At 60.4% G+C, this 22529-nt stretch carries 15 protein-coding genes; 14 read left to right on the top strand and 1 reads right to left on the bottom strand.

Going from position 1 to position 22529, the window contains the following annotated elements; all coding sequences use genetic code 11:
- Positions 1–449 precede the first annotated feature (449 nt).
- The 5 genes from BLU01_RS25945 to BLU01_RS25925 are packed head-to-tail and all read left to right on the top strand — an operon-like array spanning position 450 to position 7499.
- On the top strand, positions 450–1670 hold the full coding sequence (locus BLU01_RS25945; RefSeq protein WP_092280851.1) for an MdfA family multidrug efflux MFS transporter: 1221 nt from the start codon (positions 450–452) through the stop codon (positions 1668–1670).
- A 17-nt stretch (positions 1671–1687) separates the two neighbouring features.
- Positions 1688–2818, top strand: coding sequence for a LuxE/PaaK family acyltransferase (locus BLU01_RS25940; protein ID WP_092280849.1), 1131 nt, complete (start codon positions 1688–1690; stop codon positions 2816–2818).
- A 1-nt stretch (position 2819) separates the two neighbouring features.
- Complete coding sequence (locus BLU01_RS25935; RefSeq protein WP_092280847.1) at positions 2820–5228, top strand: aldehyde dehydrogenase family protein; 2409 nt, start codon at positions 2820–2822, stop codon at positions 5226–5228.
- A 58-nt stretch (positions 5229–5286) separates the two neighbouring features.
- The gene (locus tag BLU01_RS25930) at positions 5287–6576 is read left to right on the top strand and encodes an AMP-binding protein (RefSeq protein WP_092280845.1); all 1290 of its coding nucleotides are present in this window, start codon (positions 5287–5289) and stop codon (positions 6574–6576) included.
- Complete coding sequence (locus BLU01_RS25925) at positions 6573–7499, top strand: GNAT family N-acetyltransferase (protein WP_092280843.1); 927 nt, start codon at positions 6573–6575, stop codon at positions 7497–7499. The genes BLU01_RS25930 and BLU01_RS25925 overlap by 4 nt, the downstream gene beginning before the upstream one ends.
- 3 nt (positions 7500–7502) lie before the next feature.
- Here BLU01_RS25925 and BLU01_RS25920 read toward each other — a convergent pair whose 3' ends face one another.
- Positions 7503–8018, bottom strand: a complete 516-nt coding sequence (locus tag BLU01_RS25920; RefSeq protein WP_092280841.1) for a hypothetical protein — start codon at positions 8016–8018, stop codon at positions 7503–7505.
- A 419-nt stretch (positions 8019–8437) separates the two neighbouring features.
- Between BLU01_RS25920 and BLU01_RS25915 the strand changes: the two genes are divergently transcribed.
- The 9 genes from BLU01_RS25915 (at position 8438) to BLU01_RS25875 (ending at position 22520) form a co-directional block, all read left to right on the top strand.
- A complete protein-coding gene (locus BLU01_RS25915) occupies positions 8438–10429 on the top strand; it encodes a methyl-accepting chemotaxis protein (RefSeq protein ID WP_092280839.1) in 1992 nt (663 codons plus the stop codon).
- A gap of 268 nt (positions 10430–10697) precedes the next feature.
- A complete protein-coding gene (locus BLU01_RS25910; protein WP_092280837.1) occupies positions 10698–11144 on the top strand; it encodes a DUF411 domain-containing protein in 447 nt (148 codons plus the stop codon).
- Positions 11144–11578, top strand: coding sequence for a YqaA family protein (locus BLU01_RS25905; protein ID WP_092280835.1), 435 nt, complete (start codon positions 11144–11146; stop codon positions 11576–11578). The genes BLU01_RS25910 and BLU01_RS25905 overlap by 1 nt, the downstream gene beginning before the upstream one ends.
- 86 nt (positions 11579–11664) lie before the next feature.
- Positions 11665–12684: an alpha/beta fold hydrolase gene (locus BLU01_RS25900; protein WP_092280833.1), complete on the top strand. Its 1020-nt coding sequence runs from the start codon at positions 11665–11667 to the stop codon at positions 12682–12684.
- A 13-nt stretch (positions 12685–12697) separates the two neighbouring features.
- Positions 12698–13651, top strand: coding sequence for a D-2-hydroxyacid dehydrogenase family protein (locus tag BLU01_RS25895; RefSeq protein WP_092280831.1), 954 nt, complete (start codon positions 12698–12700; stop codon positions 13649–13651).
- Between the two features lie 593 nt (positions 13652–14244).
- Positions 14245–15831 carry a glycogen synthase GlgA gene (gene glgA / locus BLU01_RS25890; RefSeq protein ID WP_092280829.1) on the top strand — a complete coding sequence of 529 codons (1587 nt, stop codon included), beginning with the start codon at positions 14245–14247 and terminating at the stop codon, positions 15829–15831.
- A 15-nt stretch (positions 15832–15846) separates the two neighbouring features.
- Positions 15847–17616 carry a malto-oligosyltrehalose trehalohydrolase gene (treZ, locus tag BLU01_RS25885; protein ID WP_092280827.1) on the top strand — a complete coding sequence of 590 codons (1770 nt, stop codon included), beginning with the start codon at positions 15847–15849 and terminating at the stop codon, positions 17614–17616.
- Positions 17617–17649: 33 nt separating this feature from the next.
- Positions 17650–19728, top strand: coding sequence for a 4-alpha-glucanotransferase (gene malQ / locus BLU01_RS25880; RefSeq protein WP_092280825.1), 2079 nt, complete (start codon positions 17650–17652; stop codon positions 19726–19728).
- Positions 19725–22520 carry a malto-oligosyltrehalose synthase gene (locus tag BLU01_RS25875; RefSeq protein ID WP_092280823.1) on the top strand — a complete coding sequence of 932 codons (2796 nt, stop codon included), beginning with the start codon at positions 19725–19727 and terminating at the stop codon, positions 22518–22520. Before malQ ends, BLU01_RS25875 begins: the two co-directional genes overlap by 4 nt.
- The last annotated feature ends 9 nt before the right edge of the window (positions 22521–22529 follow it).

Raw genomic sequence — 22529 nt, 5'->3', positions numbered from 1 at the left:
TGGCTTCATTGCGGCAATAACCATGAGGACTTCGAAATGCTCCGTCGAATCACACTGCTGATTCCCCTGATCGCTCTGCTTTCATTGAGCGGCTGTATCATTCTTCCCCACGGCGGCGGACACGGTGACCACCACTATGATCGTGGCGGGCCGGGGTATTACCAACATCGCTGAATGAATTGGCACAATCACTTGTAAGAAAAATCCATCATCTTGATTTACCCATAACTAATGCCCGCACTGTCGCGGGCATTTTTCTTACAAGGCTTTATCAAATAGTCTGATAACGGTGTCTGTGCAACTTTCATTCATTTGCACATCCGCAACATACCGCAACCCCTTGAAACTTTAAGTCAGATGTTCTGGCTAGGGACAATGGCGCCGCATGATTAACCTCGATACCGAGCGACAGGAGTGCTCCTCCCTAATCTTCGTATCGACTGGAACTCATGCAAACATCAAAAAACATTCACAGCGTTCAGTTGTTCGGTATCTGCCTGTTTATCGCGGCATTCGAACTACTGACCTATATGGCGAGCGATTTGATAATGCCCGCCATGCTGACCGTTACCGATGAACTTCAGGCCAGCGCAAAGCATGTTCCCTATGCCTTCACCCTTTATTTGATCGGCGGTGTTCTTTTGCAATGGCTGGTGGGTCCACTGTCCGATCACTACGGCCGTCGACCATTGCTGCTGCTCGGCAGCGCACTGTTTGCGCTGGCGTGCCTGGCAACGTATCGGGTGCAGGGGATTGAGGCGTTCAACATCCTGCGACTGATACAGGGCATGGGCTTGGGGTTTGTCATCGCGGTCAGTTATCCGGCGTTGCAGGATCTGTTCTGCGAAGCCGATGCGGTGCGGATCATGGCATGGCTGGGCAACATCGCTCTGCTTTCACCATTGCTGGGACCGCTGCTGGGCAGCCTGTTGTTGCAGTTCCTCTCATGGCGCGAACTGTTTCTGGTGCTGGGGATTGCTGCGCTGGCGGTCTGGCTGGGTTTTTACGGGTTCATGCCGCGCATCCCGGCATCGTCCAAATCCATCACCCCCTTCGACCTGCGCGGGACGTTGCGTCGCTACGGCATGCTGTTGCGCAACCGGGCATTTGTACTGTCGTCGATAGCCCTGGGGTTGATGAGCCTGCCGCTGATCGCATGGATTGGCCTGTCCCCGCTGCTGTTGATCGAAGGTGAAGGTCTATCGACGTTGCACTACGGACTCTGGCAGATCCCGGTGTTCAGCGGCGTGATCCTCGGCAATCTGCTGCTGGACCGAATGATCGCTGGCACCGGCCTCACCCAACTCATTCGCTATGCGCTCTGGCCCCTGTGTGCCGGGCTGATCGCGCTGCTGGTTATCAGCACTTATGGCGCCTCGATTGAATGGCTGATCGGTTGCCTGACGCTGTATGGCGTCGGTCTGGGCATGAGTAATGCCGTGCTGTATCGGTTGGCACTGGATTCCAGCAAGGACAGTAAAGGCCTGGTGTCGGCCATGATCGGGATGATTTCCATCACCATCATGGGCATTGCAGGCTCGGTGATCGCAGCGCTGGGCGGCGGTAGCAGCCTTGAGTCATTCGCCTGCCTTGCCGCCATCGCCGGGCTGGCGTGCCTGGTGCCGTTGCACTTTTTCCTGCAGCGGTGCCGCGTCGCGGCCGCCGTCTGACCTCGCGAGGATTTCTGATGACTCACCTACCCTTCACCGACGCGCTGTGTGCGCTGACCCAACCTTACGACCTCGACGCGGTACCCGCGGGGCTGTTTGATCGAGCAATGGCCGAAGTCAGCCAGTTTCACTGCCACCACACGCCCGCCTATGAACAGTGGCTGAACACTAACGGCCTCGACTCAACGGAGCTGGAACAACTGGATGACTGGGCGCGCCTGCCGCCGATCTTTGCCAACTTCTTCAAACAGCATCTGTTGCTGAGCCCGACCGGCGAAGACGCGCTGGAGCTGACCTCCTCCGGCACCAGCGGACAGAAAAGCCGCATGCGTTATGACGCGCGCAGCATCGACGCAGCCCAAGCGATGGTCACGCGGATTTTTCAGCACTACGGCTGGGAGACGCCGGACACGCCATGCAACTACCTGCTGCTGAGCTACGAACCTGAAGCTGACAACCGCCTCGGCACTTCCTACACCGATCAATTCCTCTGTCGTTATGCGCCGGTGAACCAGTTGGCCTACGCATTGCGCCGCACCGGCAGTGGTCACGAACTCGACGCTTTCGGGGTTATTCGCGCGTTGCAGGAATTCGCCGAACAAGACCTGCCCGTGCGCATCTTTGGTTTTCCGGCGTTTCTCTGGCAGGTACTGCAACGCATGGAAGCGATGGGCATTGCCCCGCTCAAATTGCCCGCCGGGTCGTTGGTGTTTCTGGGCGGCGGCTGGAAAACCCAGTCGGCGCTGGAGATCCCCCGGGCTCGCCTCTACGAACGTATCGCCAAGCAATTAGGCGTCGAGCCGGGACGCTGCCGCGATGGCTACGGCGCGGTCGAGCACGCCGTGCCCTATATCGAATGCGCCCATCATCATTTTCATGTCCCGGTTTACTCGAAGGTTTTCGTGCGCAATCCATCTGATTTCAGCGTTCAACCGTATGGCCAAAGTGGCTTGCTCAACTTTGTATCACCCTACATTTCCTCAAGCCCGGCCCACTCCGTGGTCATGAGCGATCTGGCGACGTTGCACCCTGGCGAGACCTGCGGCTGCGGCCTGCTCACCGATTGGTTCGAATTGCACGGCCGCGCCGGCACCAGCGTCGGCCGCAGCTGTGCGATGGCCGCTGCTGATCTGTTAGGGAGAGCATGAGATGTTTTTGATGAACGGCAATTTACAGGGCGATCTGTCTCTCGATAGCGCCCTGAAATCTCTGCAAGACGCACTGCCTCGCCTATTGATGACAGCGCTCGACAGCGACATTGTCATCGCCGCTGCCGCAGATTTTGCCCGGCAATTGCAGGCGGGCGAACTCGACCTCGGACTGGAAGAAGATCAACGCCTGGGCCTGATCGACTTCTGCCAACCGGACGCCCTGAACGCCAAACTGGAGCGCGAACTTGGCGTCCAGCCGCGCTCTCTGCGGCGTTTCAGCTACACCCATTCGCACTTCGAAAGTTGGCATCCGCTGGGGCTGGTGGTGCATATCACCCCAGGCAACGCGCCGATGCTCGCATTCTGCGCAGTATTGGAGAGCCTGCTGGCCGGCAACATTAACTGGCTGCGCCCCAGCTCCAGCGACAACGGCCTGACCGCACGCCTGCTCCAGGCACTTGGCGACTGCGATAACAGTGGCCGGCTCGGCGAATTCATCGCGGTGCTGCCAGTGGCAACCGCGGACATCGGGCGCCTGTTCACTCGCGCCGACGCTGTGGCCGCATGGGGTGGCGAAACGGCGCTCAAGGCTATCCGTCAGCAGTTGCCGGCCGGTTGTCGCTGGATCGATTGGGGGCACCGAATCAGCTTCGCGTACCTGACACCCGACGCTGCGCAACCGGAGGCGCTGGATGCCTTGGTCGACGAAGTGTGTCGGCTGGATCAACAAGCCTGCTCCAGCCCGCAATGGGTGCTGGTGGACAGCGATGACCCGGCGGTGCTGCGTGACATGGGTTCGCGGCTGGCTGAGGCTTTCGCCCGCCGCAGTACGCATTGGCCAGCGTTGAAACCTACAGACCAGGAAGCGTCGGAAATCACCGCACGCTGCGCCATGACTCGCCTCGAACAGTGTTTTGCCGGGCAAACCGGGGAAGTCTGGAGTGAGGCGGGATGGCGAGTGATCTGGGAACACCATCGCACGCTCGCGCCCTCGCCGCTGTTTCGCTCGTTGTTGCTCAGGCCGGCGCCACAGCAGCTGATGGCTGAGGCGCTGCTACCGTGGCGTACGGTCCTGCAAAGCTGCGCACTGATCTGCTCGCCGGCCCACACCCCCGCGCTGGTTCGCAGGTTGGTCAATGCTGGCGTTACCCGCATCACCCCGGCGTCATCAATCCACGAAGGTTATGCCGGTGAGCCACATGACGGCGTGTATGCGCTGGCGCGTCTGAGCCGGCGCTTGTCGGTGAGCCTGCCTGCCGATGTGCTGGCGAGCCATGCAAATCTCGACGCACTACCGGCGGCGGCTGACACCACAGACTTCGCGATCATGGACAAAACGGCGTTCCAGGCCCAGCCCATCGACCCGTCTGCACAGTTGTATTTCCGCTCGGGGGGCAGCAGTGGCACGCCGGCGCTGGCCGGTTTCACCTACCGCGACTTCAATCAGCAGATGCGTGCAGCGGCTGACGGACTGTTTGCGGCCGGGTTGGACCCAGCGCACGACCGGGTCATGAACCTGTTCTTCAGCGGTAGTCTCTATGGCGGTTTTTCCAGTTTTTCGAGCATTCTCGAGCAACTTGGCGCGAAGCAGTTTCCGATGGGCGCCCCGCATGACGATGACTTCCGCGAAATCGCCCGGCTGATCGTGCAGCAACGGGTCAGCGTGTTGATTGGTATGCCAAGCACCTTGCATCGACTGTTCCTCGATGAGCAGACGACGCTGCGAGCTTACGCGGGCATTCGCAAGGTTTTCCTCGGCGGCGAGCATCCGGGGTTGGCCAGCCGCCAATTGATGCAAAGCTGTGGCGTAACGACGATTCGCTCGGCGATCTACGGCTCGGTCGATGCCGGCCCGTTGGGTCACGCCTGCGCGGCAACAGCCGATGGCGTGTTCCATCTGCTGAGCGCTACCCAGCATCTGGAAATCGTTGATCTTGAGCAGGGTGTGCCTGTGCAGAGCCAGGAAATTGGCCGATTACTGTTCACCTCGCGCGCCCGCCATAGCCAGACCGTTCGCCGCTACGAAGTCGGCGACACCGGCCGCTGGATACCAGGAAGCTGCCCCTGCGGATTGAGTTCGCCGCGTTTCGAACTGCTGGAGCGTCACGGCCAGTGGCTGCGGATTGGCACCGAATTCATTTCCCCTTCACAACTGGCGCGCTACGCGGGCGTACCGGTGCAGATCGTGCTCGATCATGGGCCTGATGGCGTGGAACGGCTGATGGTACGCGCCGATGCCGACCCTGAACAACTTCGCGAACAGTTGCTACGTGACAGCGCCTTGGCTGCGGCTGTTACGGCGGGCCTGTTAAGCCTGCAAGTTGAAACTTGTGCCACCAGCAACTTCACAAGAAACAGCCACAGCGGCAAAACCCCCTTAGTTATCGATAGACGCCTACAACAATAATTATTCAACATCCCCTAAACCGTTTGGCAGGAAGCTTGAACCGGAACGAGAAACTTCAATGAACGAACTTTTTTCGCTTGAGCAATTAATGCACCACACCCGTGAGCATTCGCATTTTTACAACAAGCATTTCGCACACTTGCCGTCACAAAGTTTGGCACTTGAGCAAGTTCCCATGATCGATCCAAATGAATATTGGAGCGGCAGTCATGACCTCGCGCACTGGCCGGTTCTGACCGCGCCGGTCGAGGGTGCGCTGCTGTTCAAAACCGGCGGCACTACAAGCAAAGGCAAACTGGCGGTTTACACACGCGATGAATGGCAGGCATTGGTGAGACCCTTTGGTCAAAGTTTGTCTGCGCAATTGAACACGGGTGACCGGGTCGCCAATCTGTTTTTTACCGGAGATCTGGCCGCGAGTTTTCTGTTCATCCATGACTCATTGGCCCACGTCGAGGTGCCGATCAGCGAGTTTCCGTTCACCGGTAACGCTGATCTGCCGGGCCTCACCGCGGCTATCGGCGAGCACAACATCAACGTGCTGGCGGGCATTCCTGCGCAACTGCTGAAGTTCGCGGCATACCTGACCGCGCGCGGACAGGTGCTGGAAGGAGTGGAAACACTGCTGTATGGCGGCGAAAGCGTATTCCCCGGCCAACTGGCCATTTTCGCCAGGGTTTTCCCAAATGCGCGGGTTGCCTCCATCGGCTACGCCAGCGTCGACGCTGGATTGATCGGCAGCAGCGACCGCGACTGCGAGCTCGGCGAACATCGTGTCTTCGATCACCACACGCGGCTGGAAATAGTCGACGAGCACACCGGTGAAGTCATCGAAGCGTGCAACCGCGTGGGGTTGTTGCTGGTGACCAGCCTCAGTCGTCGGCTGATGCCACTGCTGCGTTATCCGGTGGGCGACCGCGCCTGCTGGGTCGAGCCCACCGCCACACCTCGACGCAAGTTTGCTCTGAGAGGACGCAGCGCCTTGAGCCAGCGAGTTCGTGTGGGGGTGATGTCGCTGTTGACCGATGAGATTCACGCGATCATTCAAACCGTCGCGGACAGTGAGCAATGGCAATTGCACCTTGAGCAAATCGACTGCATTGACCATTTGCGCGTGAACTGGGTGCCCGACCACGACGCACGCGCCATCGAGACAATCAGTCGAGCCCTGCACGACGCACTTGTGGCCAAGTACCCCGCCATCAAAACCTTGAGCGACGACGGCCTGCTGCAATTCCAGGTGATGCCTTGCGCCACCGGCGACATCAGCCTGCACCCCCGCTCCGGCAAGCAACTGCGTGTTGTGGATTTGCGCGTGTATGCGCAAGTCACAGAGGCAGGCGCATGATCTTCCGCCCTTACCGCGCCGCCGATGCCATGGCCGTCAGCCAACTGTTCAGGCTGGTTTATGGCGATCGTTACGTGCAACCGGATGTGTATCTGCCGAAGCTGATTACCCAGCACAACCTCGACGGACGCTGGCAATCAATGTTGGCGGTCGAAGGCTCGCAGATTCTCGGGCACGCCGCGTTATGCCGCGACAAGTTGCCCACTGACAGCTTTGAATTGGCCCTCAGCGTCGTGCATCCAGCAGCTCGCGGGCAGAATATTGCGACGCGGCTGGGACGCGAATTGCTCGAATGCGCCGGCTCGCTCTGCGCTCAGTACGTGCTGATCAAGCAGGTCACGCATCACCCATTCACCCAGCGCATGGCCCAGACACTGGACTTTCACTGCACCGGACTGCTCCCGGACCACGTGCCGTCGCCTTACGGCGCGCTGGCGGCGGAAAGCATCGTGATCGGCGTGCATCCAATCAACGAGCGCAGTTGGCCATTACCGGACATCGCCTTGCCGGACAGTTGTCGGGGGTTCATGGAGCATTTGAGCAGGTTATTCGGCAGCGGCAGCGACGTGTCAGCCTGTGCGCCGCGTTTACTCCACATGACCCAGGATCATCAAAGGATCGATGTCGTCATCGAGCGCCTCGACAAACGCCTGCTGGATCAACTGGTGCAATTGCCCGAGGCGTGGCTGATCAGTGCCAAAGTGGCGTTGTCAGCAAATTTTTCCGAGGATTTCGAGCGTTTGAGCGCCAATCGGTTTGTCTTTACCGGCCTGCTGCCGGCGCCGAGGCAGGGTCAATGGTTTGCCCTGTTTCATCGCGGCGCCCACGCCAGGCGCCTCGATCTGCACTGTCCGCATATGCAACGCTTGCAAGACAACCTGCCGCAGCCACGAACTGTCGAAGTCGGCCGTTCAGCGGCCTGACGGTTACTCCTTCTTCTTCAGCACCGCGCCGGTGCCTTCGCCGTAAGTCTGCAGGTTCTGCAACACGTAGATGGCTTTCTTGAACTCAGGCACCAAGTAGTTGGCGTACTTGTTGCCCTTCAGGTTGTTGTTCTGGATCGAGTCCAGTTGCGTCGCGAAGTACTCCAGCGCGTTGAACTTCGCGTCCGGGTCATTGGGGATGCCGAACTTGTCAAACTTGTCGCCGGCATTCAGCAGCGTCAGCGCGGTGACATCGCCGATGATGCCGTTTTGCTTGAGGTAGGTACTCATGTTGCCGAGCTGCTTGACCGAGATATTCGTCGGATCGAAGCCCTTGACCTGTTTGATCAACTGGATGGAATCCATCTTCGCCCGGTCGAGCTGCATCGGGTTGGTGCCGACCGCGGTGAGGATCTCCCGCACCTTCGCGCTTTGCGATACCGGTTTCGAACTTGCCGTGCCCTGGCGAACCAGCACGCCTGATTTGGCTGTCCAGTTGCCGACCAATCCAATAGTCATGAACGTACTCCTGACAGCCAAACAAACGGTGAATGTCCTTGCGACGGGAACATGAAAAATCCTTGTTTAAGCGAGTTGAATGCCGCGAAGTATCGACGTGAAATCACTGTACTCCTACAAATATTTCAGGTTTTTACAATTAACGTACATTTTCGATACAAATCGGCAAGCGCCCGGTTTCATTGGTCTAGATGAAATTTTTAATCTTGGTATAGGCGACTTGGCAATTGTCATATTCCGCGCGCCCGGCACTTTTGTACCAACGGCGATACTCGATTTTCGCCAGTTTTTTGGGCCTGTGTTTCTTTTCTGTACGCGCGTACCTAAAGCTCGCCGCACCTGAGCCGATAAGTCTTGGACAGCCGCATTCCCAAATCCCGAAACTCAACAATAAGAAAGCCGCACAAGGACCAGTTCCCATGCCCGCATTCCGTACCATTCAGGCTCGCTACACGCTGTTTCTGGTCCTGTTCATCCTGCTGCTTTGCGTGCTGACGGTGGTCGGCATCAGCCAGTTGGTCGCGCCGAAGTTGCGCCACACCGAAGAGCAAGTGGCGCTCAACCGCATTGCCGAGGTCGCCGAGCAAATCCAGGGCGAACTCAACAAAGTGCAAGCCCAGCAACGCAGCATCACCCAGACCATTCCCCTGCTCGACAGTGCCGCCATCGACACGGTGCTGCCCGGTCTGGTTGACCAGTACGGCGAATTGAAAGTGTTTGGTGGCGGGATCTGGCCATTGCCCGGCCAGCGTGAAGCGGGCCGGAACAAATTCAGCACCTTCTGGCACCGCGACAGCTCCGGCAAACTGGCGGTCAATACCTTCTGGAACAGCGACGCTGCGCCCAACTATTACGACCAGACCTGGTACAAGGGCGGCATGCAAACCCCGCGCGGCCAGTGCGCGTGGGCAGCCGCCTATAAGGACGACGCCAGCGCCGAACCGCGCACCAACTGCGCGATGGCCATTCAGAAAAACGGCGCGGCTTACGGCGTGTCGACCATCGATGTGACCCTGGGCTTCTTCAACGACCTGGTCGCACGCAAGGAAAAAGACCTCGGCGCCGAGATGCTGATCGTCGAAGCCGACGGCAAGATCATCAGCAACAGTTCGCGCATCAACGGTCCGATTGTCCTGAAAAACGTCAGTGAGCTGGCCGCCAGCTTGCCTTTCGCCAGTCAGGTCAAGGCTGGCCTGCAAAACCGCGATCAGGCGCAACGGGTGGAATTCGACAACAACGGTGAAGCCGCCACGTTCTTCATGCGCCCGATCGAAGGCACGCCGTGGTTCCTCGCCACCGCCCTGCCAACCAAGCTGATTACCGCGCAACGTGACGATGTAATGAACACCTTGGTGCTGTTGCAGATTCCAATGGTGATCCTGTTGGTGTTGCTGCAGATCTACGCGATCCGCCAGTTGATCAACCGGATGAAGATCCTCAAAACCAATATCGATGCATTGTCTGCCGGTGATGCCGACCTGACCAAGCGCATCACCATTCGCGCCGAAGACGAACTTGGCGCCATCGGGCACTCGGTCAACGCCTTCATCATTTATCTGCAAAACATGATCGGCGAAGTGACCCAAGCCACCGGCGCCATGGCGTCGAGCCTGGACAACTTGCAGCGGACCTCGGCGCACACCAGCCAGATCCTTGTTCGCCACGCTTCGGAAACCGACCAGACCGTCACCGCGATCACCGAAATGAGCTCCACCGCCGACAGCGTTGCGCAGAATGCCGCCGAAACGGCTGCGTTCACTCAGCGCGCCAACGAGCACGCGGATCGCTCGCGAGTGGTGGTGGGCGAGGCGTCCAGCAGCGTCGTCGCGTTGATCGATGAAGTGTCGAGCGCCACGCATAAAGTCGAAAGCATGCAGCAGGACGCGCAACGGATTACCGAGATTCTCGGGGTGATCGGCGCGATTGCCGGGCAAACCAACTTGCTGGCGCTCAACGCGGCGATTGAAGCCGCGCGCGCCGGGGAACAGGGACGCGGGTTTGCCGTGGTCGCGGATGAAGTCCGCGCCCTCGCCGCCCGGACCCAGGCCAGTACCTCGGAAATCAATGAAATGCTCAAACGCCTGACGCTCGGCGTGAGCTCGTCGGTGGCGGCGATGGAAAACACTCAGGCCAGTTGCCAATCCGCCGCCGATGCAACGGCGCGGGTTAACTCCGGTCTGGATGAAATGGCCGGCTCGGTCAGCCACATCAACAGCCTCAGCACCCAGATTGCCACTGCCGCCGAGCAGCAAAGCGCAGTGACCGAAGAGATCAACCGCAGCATGGTGCAGATCCGCCACATGGTCGACGAACTGGTGAAAAGCGGTCACGCCAGCGAACTCAACACCCAGCAACTGCTGGAAGCGAATAGCCGCGTAAGCGCAATCATGGGCCGGTTCAAGGTTAGTTGACGGGACGCACCGTGTGATGGGGGGCTTGCCTGTGGCGAGGGGGCTTGCCCCCGTTCGGCGGCGAAGCCGTCGCCAAACCTGCGACCACGGACTGACTGGAGGAACAGCTGGGGCTGCTTCGCAACCCAACGGGGGCAAGCCCCCCCTCGCCACAGATACTCACGTACTTGGCCTATCTGCATTAATTCGAAACACTCCCCTCGCGCAGCAGCGGCTAAAGTAGTCAAAATGCCTGTTTTTTTGACCGCCATTCCAGCCGAGATATGCCATGCGAACCCCTCTGCGATTGATCGCCCTGAGCACCCTGCTCATTTCCTCCCTCGCCCAAGCGGCGGATCTGATCCCGATAGAAGTCCATCGCGACGCCAATTGCGGTTGCTGCAAAAAGTGGATCAGCCATCTGCAAGCCAACGGCTTCAAAGTTGAAGATCACGTTGAAGCCGACATGAGCACCTTCAAACAACAGCACGGCGTGCCGCCACGCCTGGCGTCCTGTCACACCGCGTTGATCAACGGCAAGTTCGTCGAAGGTCATGTGCCGGCCGAGCAAGTGCTGGCGCTGAGCAAACGTGACGACCTGCTCGGCGTCGCCGCCCCCGGCATGCCGATGGGCTCGCCGGGCATGGAAATGGACGGCATGAGCGACGCTTATCAAATCATCGGCCTGAGCAAAACCGGCGCCGACGTGGTGGTGGCGGACTACCCCGCGCATTGATGTTCGGCGCCTACATCGGGCTGTTCCTGGCGGCGTTCGGCGCGGCGACGCTGTTGCCGTTGCAATCCGAAGCGCTGCTGGTCGGCCTGTTACTCAGCGATAAATATTGGCTGTGGTCGCTGCTGGCGGTCGCGACGCTGGGCAACGTCCTCGGCTCGCTGGTCAATTGGTGGCTGGGGCGCGGGATCGAACGCTTCCGCGAACGGCGCTGGTTTCCGGTCAGCCCAAAGCATCTTGAAACAGCTCGCAAACATTATCGGCGCTACGGGCATTGGTCGTTGTTGCTTAGTTGGCTGCCGATTATCGGTGACCCGCTGACCCTGGTGGCCGGCGTCATGCGCGAGCCGCTGGGGCGTTTCCTGCTGATTGTGACCCTCGCCAAAGGTGCGCGTTATGCCGTGCTGGCCCTCGCCACCCTCGGCTGGATGGGTTGAACCATCACCCAAGCACACTGCCAGTGTTTAATGTCGCCCTAATCATGCCGTTTCAGCATCGGCCGATTTCCTCAAGGAGTTGAACTATGTCCGCTACCCGTTGGCTGCCCAGCCTGCTGTTGACCGCTGCGCTGCCCGTTCTGGCGCACGCCGAAGGCCCGGCGTATGGCCCCGAGTTGCAAGGTTTCGACTACCCGTACACGGTCAAGCATTTTGCCTTTGAGTCCCAGGGCAAATCCCTGCAAATGGGTTACATGGACGTCGCCGCCAACGGCAAGGCCAACGGCCGCAGCGTGGTGTTGATGCACGGCAAAAACTTCTGCGGCGCAACGTGGGACAGCTCGATCAAAGCCCTCAGCGACGCTGGCTACCGAGTCATCGCACCGGATCAGATCGGCTTCTGCACTTCCAGCAAACCGGACAGTTACCAGTACACCTTCCAGCAATTGGCCACCAACACCCAGCAGCTACTGAAAGCACTGGGCATCCAGAAAGCCACCCTCCTCGGCCACTCAACCGGCGGCATGCTCGCCACGCGTTACGCGCTGCAATATCCGGAACAAGTCGAGCAACTGGCGCTGGTCAACCCGATTGGCCTGGAAGACTGGAAAGCCGTCGGCGTGCCGTATCGCACGGTTGATCAATGGTACGAACGCGAACTGAAAGTCAGCGCCGACGGCATCCGCGAATACGAACGCAGCACCTATTACGCCGGGCGCTGGAAACCTGAATACGACCGCTGGGTCGACATGCTCGCCGGCCTGAGCAAAGGCCCGGGCAAAACCCAAGTGGCGTGGAACTCGGCGCTGATCTACGACATGATCTTCACCCAACCGGTCTACTACGAGTTCAAGGACCTGAAAGTGCCAACCCTGCTGCTGATCGGCACGTCCGACACCACCGCCATCGGCAAAGACATCGCGCCACCGGCGGTGAAGACGCAGATCGGCAAATATGACGTGCTTGGCAAACAAGTCGCCAAACTCATCCCGCACTCGACACTGATCGAATTCCAGGGCCTGGGCCACGCGCCACAAATGGAAGAACCGGCAAAATTCCACCAGGCCTTGCTCGGCTGGCTGAACAAAGACAACCCTGTTCGTTGATGAGGTAAGGCCGATGGCGCTGCAGATTGCGGTAATCGATGACTGGCAAGACGTGGCGAGCAGCGTGGTGGACTGGTCGGTGCTCGAAAGCATCGGCACAGTCACCTTCCTCCACGACTACCCTGCCGACAACGCTACCCTGGCCAAACGCCTGGGCGATTTCGAGGTCATCTGCGTCATGCGCGAACGCACCCGGTTCGACGAAGACCTGCTGCGCCGCCTGCCGAAACTCAAACTGCTCGTCACCGGCGGCATGCGCAATGCCGCCCTCGACCTCAAAGCCGCCGCCGCCCTGGGCATTCAGGTCAGCGGCACCGACAGCTACAAACACGCCGCCCCGGAATTGACCTGGGCGCTGATCATGGCCGCCACCCGCAACCTCGTCACCGAAGCCAACGCCCTGCGCGCCGGCACTTGGCAACAAGGCTTGGGCGGCGACCTGCACGGCAAAACCCTGGCCATTCTGGGCCTCGGCAGCATCGGCAAACGCGTTGCACAATTCGGCCAGGTCTTTGGCATGCGCGTGATCGCCTGGAGCGAAAACCTCACTGCCGAACGCGCCAGTGAAGCCGGCGTGACCTACGTCAGCAAACAACAATTGTTCGAACAAGCCGACATCCTCAGCGTCCACCTGGTGCTCAGCGACCGCACCCGCGGCATCGTCGACAGCCAAGCCCTCAACTGGATGCAACCCACGGCCCTGCTAGTCAACACCGCACGCGGTCCCATCGTCGACGAAACAGCCCTGATCAAAGCCCTGCAGAAAAACCGCCTGGCCGGCGCCGCGCTGGATGTTTTCGAGCAGGAGCCTTTGCCCGCGAATCACCCGTTCCGGACGCTGGCAAACGTGCTGGCCACTCCGCACGTGGGCTATGTGAGCCGGCAGAACTATCAGATGTTTTTTGCGCAGATGATCGAAGACATTCAGGCTTGGGCGGCGGGAGCTCCGGTGCGGGTTTTGGGCTGAACGACCGCGTTAGCGTTCATCGAGAGCAGGCTCACACCTACAGGGGGTGGGTGCGTTCGCGAAGAACTGGGCGTTTTTGAGGGTGCCTTCGCGGGCAAGCCTCGCTCCTACGAAATCAAAAGCACAGCCAAACCATCGCACCAAACCAGTGCGCAAGACGCCCCGTCAGCGCACAAATCCAGAAAAATCACGCGACATTCCCGACCACTAAAAAAAATCCCCCCGCCCTTCGTCGGTGCGCGCAGAAAAAAAACCATGCACGCCCGTACCCACTCAAACCGATTGTCGAACAATTTTGCCATCTGCCCGCCAACGCTCTAACTTCTGGCCTAGACTGGAAAACGCAAGCGTCAGCCGCTCGGTCACAAAGCAGAAAAAAAGTCGAAACTTTTGACGGCCGCACACAGTCCTCTTAACAACAGGTGCATACCGACTGGTGCAATCCTTGCAACAGCCGCAATACCCATAATGCTCCAGCGTATTGGGCAGCCATTGCTACCAATGCGCAGCGCCTTCGCGCCCGGCCACAGGAATTGGCCAGCAACATCGTTTGTGCCATGCCAAGAATTAGATCAATAACACGGGAGTTACATATGATCAGTGCGGCTTTAGATATTCAGGGAGAGCGTGCTCATCAGAGAGTCGGCGAAACGAGCGCCGTCAATGCTCCGAGCACCCAATCGATCAGCGTCCCGGGCACCAAGACGCTGACACCGGTAGCCAGTCAGAACCCCAACAAAAAGAAAGTCCTGTTCGTCACCTCGGAAATTGCCGACCTGGTGAAAACGGGTGGTTTGGGTGACGTCTCTGCGGCGCTGCCTCGCGCCATGGCTCACCTGCACGACGTTCGAGTGCTCATCCCCGGTTATCCGCAAGTACTGCACAGCGAAAATCCGATCCACATCATCGGCGAACTCGGCGGCCACGCCGCGCTGCCGCCGTGCAAGATCGGGCGCATGGACATGCCTGATGGCCTGGTCATTTACGTGTTGATCTGCCCTGAACTCTACGAGCGCGAAGGCTCGCCCTACGGCGCCAACAACGGTCGCGACTGGCCGGACAACCATATTCGCTTCGCCCGCCTCGGTCTGGCCGCTGCCGACATCGCCGCCAACCTCGCACAAATCCACTGGTGCCCGGACCTGGTGCACGCCCATGACTGGCCAGCGGGCCTCGCCCCTGCCTACATGCACTGGCGTGGGCAGCGTACACCGACGCTGTTTACCATCCATAACCTCGCCTATCAAGGCGTGACCAGCCTGGGTTCCTGCCCGGAGCTGGGCATCCCGATGCACGCGCTGCAACAGGAAGGCATGGAGTTCTACGGCAAGATGTCGTTCCTCAAGGCTGGCATGGCCTATTCGAGCCACATCACCACGGTCAGCGCCACGTACGCTCAGGAAATCACCACGCCGGACTTCGGCTGCGGTCTCGACGGTTTCCTTGCCGCCAAGACCCAGCAAGGCCTGCTCAGCGGGATTCCCAACGGCATCGACGAGAGCTGGGACGCGGCCACCGACGCCCACTTGTTCCGCCCGTTTTCGGCCGGCGACTGGGAAGGCAAAGCGGTCAACGCCGCTCACGTGCGTGAACTGTTCGGCCTCGAAGATTCCGAAGGTCCGCTGTTCGCCGTGGTCTCACGACTGGTCTATCAGAAAGGCCTGGACCTCACCGAAGCGGTGTCCGAGTTTATTGTCGAACAAGGTGGCCAAATTGCCATCATTGGCCGTGGCGAACCTGAAGAAGAACAAGCCATGCGCGAACTGGCCCTGCGTTTCCCGGGACAAGTTGGCGTACGTATCGGCTTCAACGAAACCGACGCCCGTCGCATGTTCGCCGGCAGCGATTTCCTGCTGATGCCTTCGCGTTACGAGCCTTGCGGCTTGAGCCAGATGTACGCCCAGCGTTTCGGCTCGTTGCCGGTCGCGCGTAACACTGGCGGCCTGGCCGACACCATTGAAAACGGCGTGACCGGTTTCCTGTTCGACGAATCCACCGTCGAGAGCTACCGCGAAGCGGTCGGCCGCGCCTTCAAAGTATTTGCTTTCCCCGACCTGCTTAACGCCATGCGCTGCCGTGCGATGGCCGCCCCGTTCAACTGGAGCAAAGCGGTCGAACCCTACGCCGAACTTTACGAAAAGCTAGTGGCTAAAGCCTTGGGTAAGTCCGGCCACAAATAAACAGAGGTTTCAACGATGCCGTTACGGACCCTTGACACCTGGCCCCACGGCGCAATGATGCTGGACGCAGAAAACACGCGTTTTGCCTTGTGGGCTCCAGATGCGTCGAACGTCAGTGTCAAACTGGATGATGGACAATCTTTACCCCTGCAGCCCCACGCCGACGGCTGGTTTGTCTTGCAAACCCGCTGCCCGGCCGGGACGCAATACCGCTACAACATCGATGGCGAGATCGACGTGCCGGACCCGGCGTCCCGCGCCCAGGCCGGTGACCTCGACCGCCATAGCGTGGTGGTCGATCACCTCGCCTACCATTGGCAACACAACGCTTGGCAAGGTCGGCCGTGGAATGAAGCGGTCATCTACGAATTGCACGTCGGCACGCTCGGCGGCTTCAGTGAAGTCGAGCAGCACCTGGCGCGCCTCGTCGAATTGGGCGTCACCGCGATTGAACTGATGCCCCTGGCGCAATTCCCCGGCAATCGCAATTGGGGTTACGACGGCGTTCTGCCCTACGCGCCGCAAGCGTCCTACGGTACGCCCGAGCAACTGAAACACCTGATCGACACCGCCCACGGTCATGGCCTGGCGGTCATTCTCGACGTCGTCTACAACCACTTCGGCCCCGATGGCAATTACCTGCATCGCTACGCCAAGGGTTTCTTCCGCGAAGACAAACACACGCCTTGGGGCGCAGCGATCGACTTCCGCCGCCGCGAAGTGCGCGATTTCTTTATCGAAAACGCGCTGATGTGGCTGATGGAATACCGCTTCGACGGCTTGCGCCTGGACGCGGTGCACGCCATCGAAGACCCGGACTTCCTTCAGGAACTGGCGCAACGCGTGCGTGACCAGACTCGCCCCGGCCGCCACGTGTGGCTCAACCTTGAGAACGAACACAATCAGGCGAGCCTGCTGGAACAGGGTTTCGACGCGCAGTGGAACGACGACGGCCACAACGCGCTGCACGTTTTGCTGACCGGCGAAACCGACGCCTATTACGAAGACTATGCAGAGAACCCGACCGAACAATTGGCTCGTTGCCTGAGCGAAGGCTTCGTGTTCCAAGGCCATATCAATCGGCATGGCGAAGCGCGCGGCGAGCCTAGCGGCCATCTGCCGCCAAGCTCATTTGTGCTGTTCCTGCAGAACCACGACCAGATCGGCAACCGTGCTTTCGGCGAACGCCTGCACCAATTGGCACCGACCGACGCGTTGAAAGCCGCGACCGCGTTGCTGCTGCTGTCGCCGATGATTCCGCTGATGTTCATGGGTGACGAGTTTGCCGCCGAGCAACCGTTCCTGTTTTTCACCAGCCACCACGGTGAACTGGCAGAACTGGTGCGCGAAGGTCGACGCAATGAATTCGCCGCGTTCAGCGCCTTCAAGGATCCGCACAAGCGCGAGAAGATCCCCGATCCGAATGCGCCGGAAACCTTCAAAGCGTCGCAGCCGCATTTGCTCGGCGCCCCGTCGCAAGAGGCGATGCACGATTTGTATCGGCAGCTGCTGAAACTGCGCCATCAACACATCATTCCCCATCTGCCGGGCGCCACGGCCCTTGGCACCGAGGTTCTGGGCGAAGGTGCGGTGAGTGCGCGCTGGCAGTTGGGCAATGGCAGCCGCCTGCGTATTGACCTGAACCTCAGCGACGCGCCCGTGGTCCACCCTCCACAGGCCGATGCGTTGCTGCTGTTCGAACACCCGCCCGCGTCCGGCCTGATGGATCAGAGCAGCCTCGCCCCTTTTAGCGTGCTCGTCAGCCTCACGGCTGCAAACCCTTAGCGACATGATTTGGCTATCTGAAGGAGAGCGCCTATGAGCGATGCGCAACTGGAAATACTGGCCAGCCGAGCTGGCCTGGCCGTCGACTGGATCGACGCCAACGGACGCCAACAGAAAGTCGCCCCCGCCGTATTGCGCGCCGTTTTGACCGGCCTCGGTCACCCGGCGGGCAGCGCCCAGGAAATTGACGCGAGCCTCCTGCAATTGCAGGAGGTGCAGCAAACCCGGCACCTGCCGCCAATGATCACGGCGGACGTCGGCGTCGGGGTTGATCTGGCGCGTTATTTCGAACCTGAGACGCCGTGCGAGATTCACCTCGAAGACGGCTCCCGACTCAATCTGAAACTCGACGTCAATGCGGTACTGCCCGGTTTGATCCCGGTCGGCTATCAGCACGTCAGCATCGACGGCCAGACCTTTACCCTCGCGGTGGCGCCCGAGCGTTGCTACAGCGTCGGCGATGCGGTCAACAGCCCGATCCCGCGCACGTGGGGTTTGAGCGTGCAGCTGTATTCGCTGCGTCGCCCCGGCGATGGCGGTTTCGGCGACACCCAAGCCCTCGAAGAGCTGGCACGCGTGGCCGGCGAACGCGGCGCCGAGGCGCTGGCGATCAGCCCGATGCACGCGATGTTCAGCAGCGACACCCATCGCTACAGCCCGTATTCGCCGTCCAGCCGTCTGTTCCTCAACAGCCTCTACGCCGCGCCGGGCTCGATCCTTGGCGAACGTGCGCTGCGTGACGCGATTGAAGCGGCCGGTCTCGGCGAACAACTGCAAGCCCTTGAAGCGCTGCCGCTGATCGATTGGCCGGTCGCCGCTGAAGCCAAGCATCGACTGCTGCAAGCGCTTTATGAAGGCTTCGTCCACGGCGAACATCCGCTGCACGAAGACTTCAGCAGTTTCCGTCATGCCGGTGGCGAAGCGCTGGAAAACCACTGCCGTTTCGAAGCCATTCAAGAGGCCCGCGCCGCCAAGGATGAAGAACTCGACTGGCGCCACTGGCCGGAAGAATGGCGCGACCCACGCAGCGCCGCCCTCGCCGATTTCGCCGAAGAAAATGCCGGGCGCATTGGCTTCTTCGCGTTCTGCCAATGGCTGATCGCCCGTTGCCTGGAGCGTGCGCAAGTCGCCGCCCGCAGCGCCGGCATGGGCGTTGGCTTGATCGCTGACCTGGCGGTTGGCGCCGACGGCGGCGGCAGTCAGGCCTGGAGCCGCCAGGACGAATTGCTCGCCTCGCTGACCGTCGGCGCACCGCCCGACATTCTCAATCGCACGGGTCAGGGCTGGGGCATTTCCGCGTTTTCTCCGGAAGGTCTGGTGCGCAACGGCTTCCGCGCGTTTATTGAAATGCTCCGCGCCAATTTCGCCCACGCCGGCGGCCTGCGCATCGACCACGTGATGGGCCTGCAACGTTTGTGGGTCATCCCCAACGACGCTTCGCCCGCCGATGGCGCGTATCTGTATTACCCGGTGGACGACCTGCTGCGCTTGCTCGCCCTCGAATCGCATCGGCACCAGGCGATTGTCCTCGGCGAAGACCTTGGCACTGTCGCCGAAGGCTTGCGCGAAAAGCTCATCGCCCGCTCGATTCTCGGCATGCGCGTGCTGTTGTTCGAACAGGACAATACGCACTTCAAGCCACCGCTCGAATGGCCGGACAACGCGCTGGCCACCACCAGCACCCACGATTTGCCGACGATCAATGGCTGGTGGCATGGCCACGATATCGACTGGAATGCGCGCCTCGGCATGGTCGATGCCAAAGGTGAAATCGAGTGGCGCCAGCACCGTGAGCGTGAGCGCGAAGGCCTGCGCCGGGTGCTCAGCGAAGACCCGCAGAACTTCCGCGAAGAGTCCCACGAGTCCGATCAGGTGCTCGACGCTGCGATCCGTTTCCTCGGGCATACGCGCGCGCCGCTGGTGTTGCTGCCAATCGAAGATGCCCTCGGTGTCGAACAGCAAGCCAACCTGCCCGGCACCACCGATTCGCACCCGAACTGGTCGCGACGCCTGCCCGGTGCCAGCGAAACCCTCCTCGATAACCCGGACGCCGCCCGGCGTGTAGAACTGCTCGCCTGTGCGCGACTTCAGGCTGCTGAGCGTGATCAATGAACCAGACGTCAATCCAACCGTTACGCGCGACCCTGCGCCTGCAATTTCATAAAGATTTCACCCTCGACGACGTGGTGCCGCTGGTGCCGTACTTCGCCCGCCTCGGCATCAGCCATGTCTACGCCTCGCCGCTGTTAAGCGCGCGGGCCGGCTCGATGCACGGCTACGACGTGGTTGACCCGACCACCGTCAATCCGGAACTCGGTGGCGAAGCGGCGTTGCGCCGTCTGGTCGCGGCCCTGCGCGAACAGAACATGGGGCTGATCCTCGATATCGTATCCAACCACATGGCGGTCGGCGGCAGCGATAACCCGTGGTGGCTGGACTTGCTGGAGTGGGGCCGCCTGAGCCCGTACGGCGAATTCTTCGACATTCAGTGGCATTCGCCGGACCCGCTCATGTCCGGGCAATTGCTCCTGCCGTTCCTTGGCAGCGACTACGGCGTGGCGTTGCAGGACGGCACCCTGGCGCTGCAATTCGAGGCGAGCAAAGGCGAGTTTTACGTCAAGCATTACGATCATCACTTCCCGATTTGCCCGATGCACTACGGCGAATTGCTCAAACCTGACGAGCAACTCAACGCTGAACAAACCGAGCAGCTGAAGTTTCTCAGCGACCGTTTTGCCGCCCTGAGCTACCAGACCGATGCGCATAACCTCGCCGCACCGCTGCAAAAAGAGCTGACCGAGCTGGCCGCTGACCCGGCAATTGCGCGGGTCATCGAGCAGCACCTCGGCGCCTACGATTCGCTGACGCCAGAAGGTTTCCAGAACCTGCACAACCTGCTCGAACGCCAGAGTTATCGCTTGGCGAGCTGGCGCACGGCGGCGGATGACATCAACTGGCGGCGCTTTTTCGACGTCAACGAACTCGGTGGTTTGCGCGTCGAGCGTCCGGCGGTGTTTGAAGAAACCCACGCGAAGATCTTCGAACTCATTGCTGAAGGTCTGGTGGACGGTTTGCGCATCGACCACATCGACGGCCTCGCTGACCCGCGCGGTTATTGCCGCAAACTGCGCCGTCGGGTCGATAGCCTGTCGCCGCAGCGGCACTTGCCGATCTATGTCGAGAAGATCCTCGGCGAAGGTGAAACCCTGCACCGCGACTGGTCGGTGGATGGCACCACCGGTTACGAATTCATGAACCAGTTGTCGTTGCTGCAGCATGACCCGGCCGGTGCGCAAACCCTCGGTGAGCTGTGGAATCGCCACAGCGAACGACCTGCCGAATTCATTCGCGAAGCGCAACTGGCGCGTCAGCAAATCCTCAACGGTTCGCTGGCCGGCGACTTCGAAAGTGTCGCGCAAGCCTTGCTGCAAGTGGCGCGCGATGACCTGATGACCCGCGACCTGACCCTCGGCGCAATCCGCCGCGCGTTGCAGGAATTGATCGTGCACTTCCCGGTGTACCGCACTTACATCAGCCCGCGCGGGCGCTCGGCCGAAGATGACGTGTTTTTCCAGCAGGCTATGGACGGCGCGCGGCAGACCTTGGGCGAGGCCGATTGGCCGGTGCTTGATTGTCTCGCCCGTTGGCTGGGTGGCGAGCCTTGGCGCAAACGCCCGGTGGGCCGTCAACGCAAAATCCTCAAGCATGCGTGCGTACGTTTCCAGCAACTGACTTCGCCGGCAGCGGCGAAAGCGGTGGAAGACACTGCGTTCTATCGCTCGGCGGTGTTGCTGTCGCGCAACGACGTGGGGTTCAGCACCGAGCAGTTCAGCGCGCCGATCAGTGACTTCCATGCAGCGTGCCTGAATCGCCTGCAAACCTTCCCGCACAACCTGCTGGCCACCGCGACCCACGACCACAAGCGCGGCGAAGATACCCGCGCGCGCCTGGCGGTGTTGAGTGAACGCAGCGCCTGGTACGCCGAACAGGTCGAACACTGGCGCACGTTGGCTGCGGATCTGCGCAGTGACGAACTGGCGCCATCGGCCGGTGACGAGTTGATTCTCTATCAGGCGATCCTCGGCAGTTGGCCGTTGGGCTTGCGCAGCGATGATCAACCGGCGCTGCAGGACTACGCCAAACGTCTGTGGCAGTGGCAGCAGAAAGCCTTGCGCGAAGCCAAGTTGCAAAGCAGCTGGAGTGCCAACAACGAGGCTTATGAGCAAGCCACTGAAGCGTTCCTCAATCGCGTACTGCTGAGTTCGGAAGGCTTGTCACTGCGCTCGGCCCTCGCGGACGCAGTGCAAGCGATTGCCGCGCCGGGTGCGCTGAATAGCTTGGCGCAAACCTTGCTGCGCATGACCGTGCCAGGCGTGCCGGACCTGTATCAGGGCAACGACTATTGGGATTTCACCCTGGTCGATCCCGACAACCGCCGCCCAGTGGACTACCCCGCTCGCCAGCAGTCGCTGCAAGCCGCGCCGGACCTCGGCGCATGGCTGAGCAACTGGCAGGACGGGCGCATCAAGCAAGGCCTGATCGCGCGCACGCTGAACTGGCGCGCCGAGCACGCCGAGTTGTTCGGCCAAGGCACCTATGAGGCGCTGGAAGTGCTCGGCAGCGAAGCGGATCGCGTGTTGGCGTTTGCCCGTCAACATCAGGGCCAATACGCGATCGTGATCGTGCCGATTCGCTGCGCCGGGCTGCTGGAAAACAGTGCCACGCCGCAGATCGACGCGCTGCGCTGGGGCGATACGCGGGTGAAATTACCGTTCGCCGCTCCGGAAGAAAACCTGAAGGGACTTTTTTCAAACGCAGCAGTCACAAACCACAGGGAGCTGAACATCAGCGCCGCGCTGGGGGATTTCCCGGTCAATCTCTTTATCCAAACTATTCACACTTGAGTTCAGTTC

The organism is Pseudomonas prosekii (assembly GCF_900105155.1).
Classification (GTDB): domain Bacteria; phylum Pseudomonadota; class Gammaproteobacteria; order Pseudomonadales; family Pseudomonadaceae; genus Aquipseudomonas; species Aquipseudomonas prosekii.
This window is presented reverse-complemented; position numbering and strand designations above follow the sequence as displayed.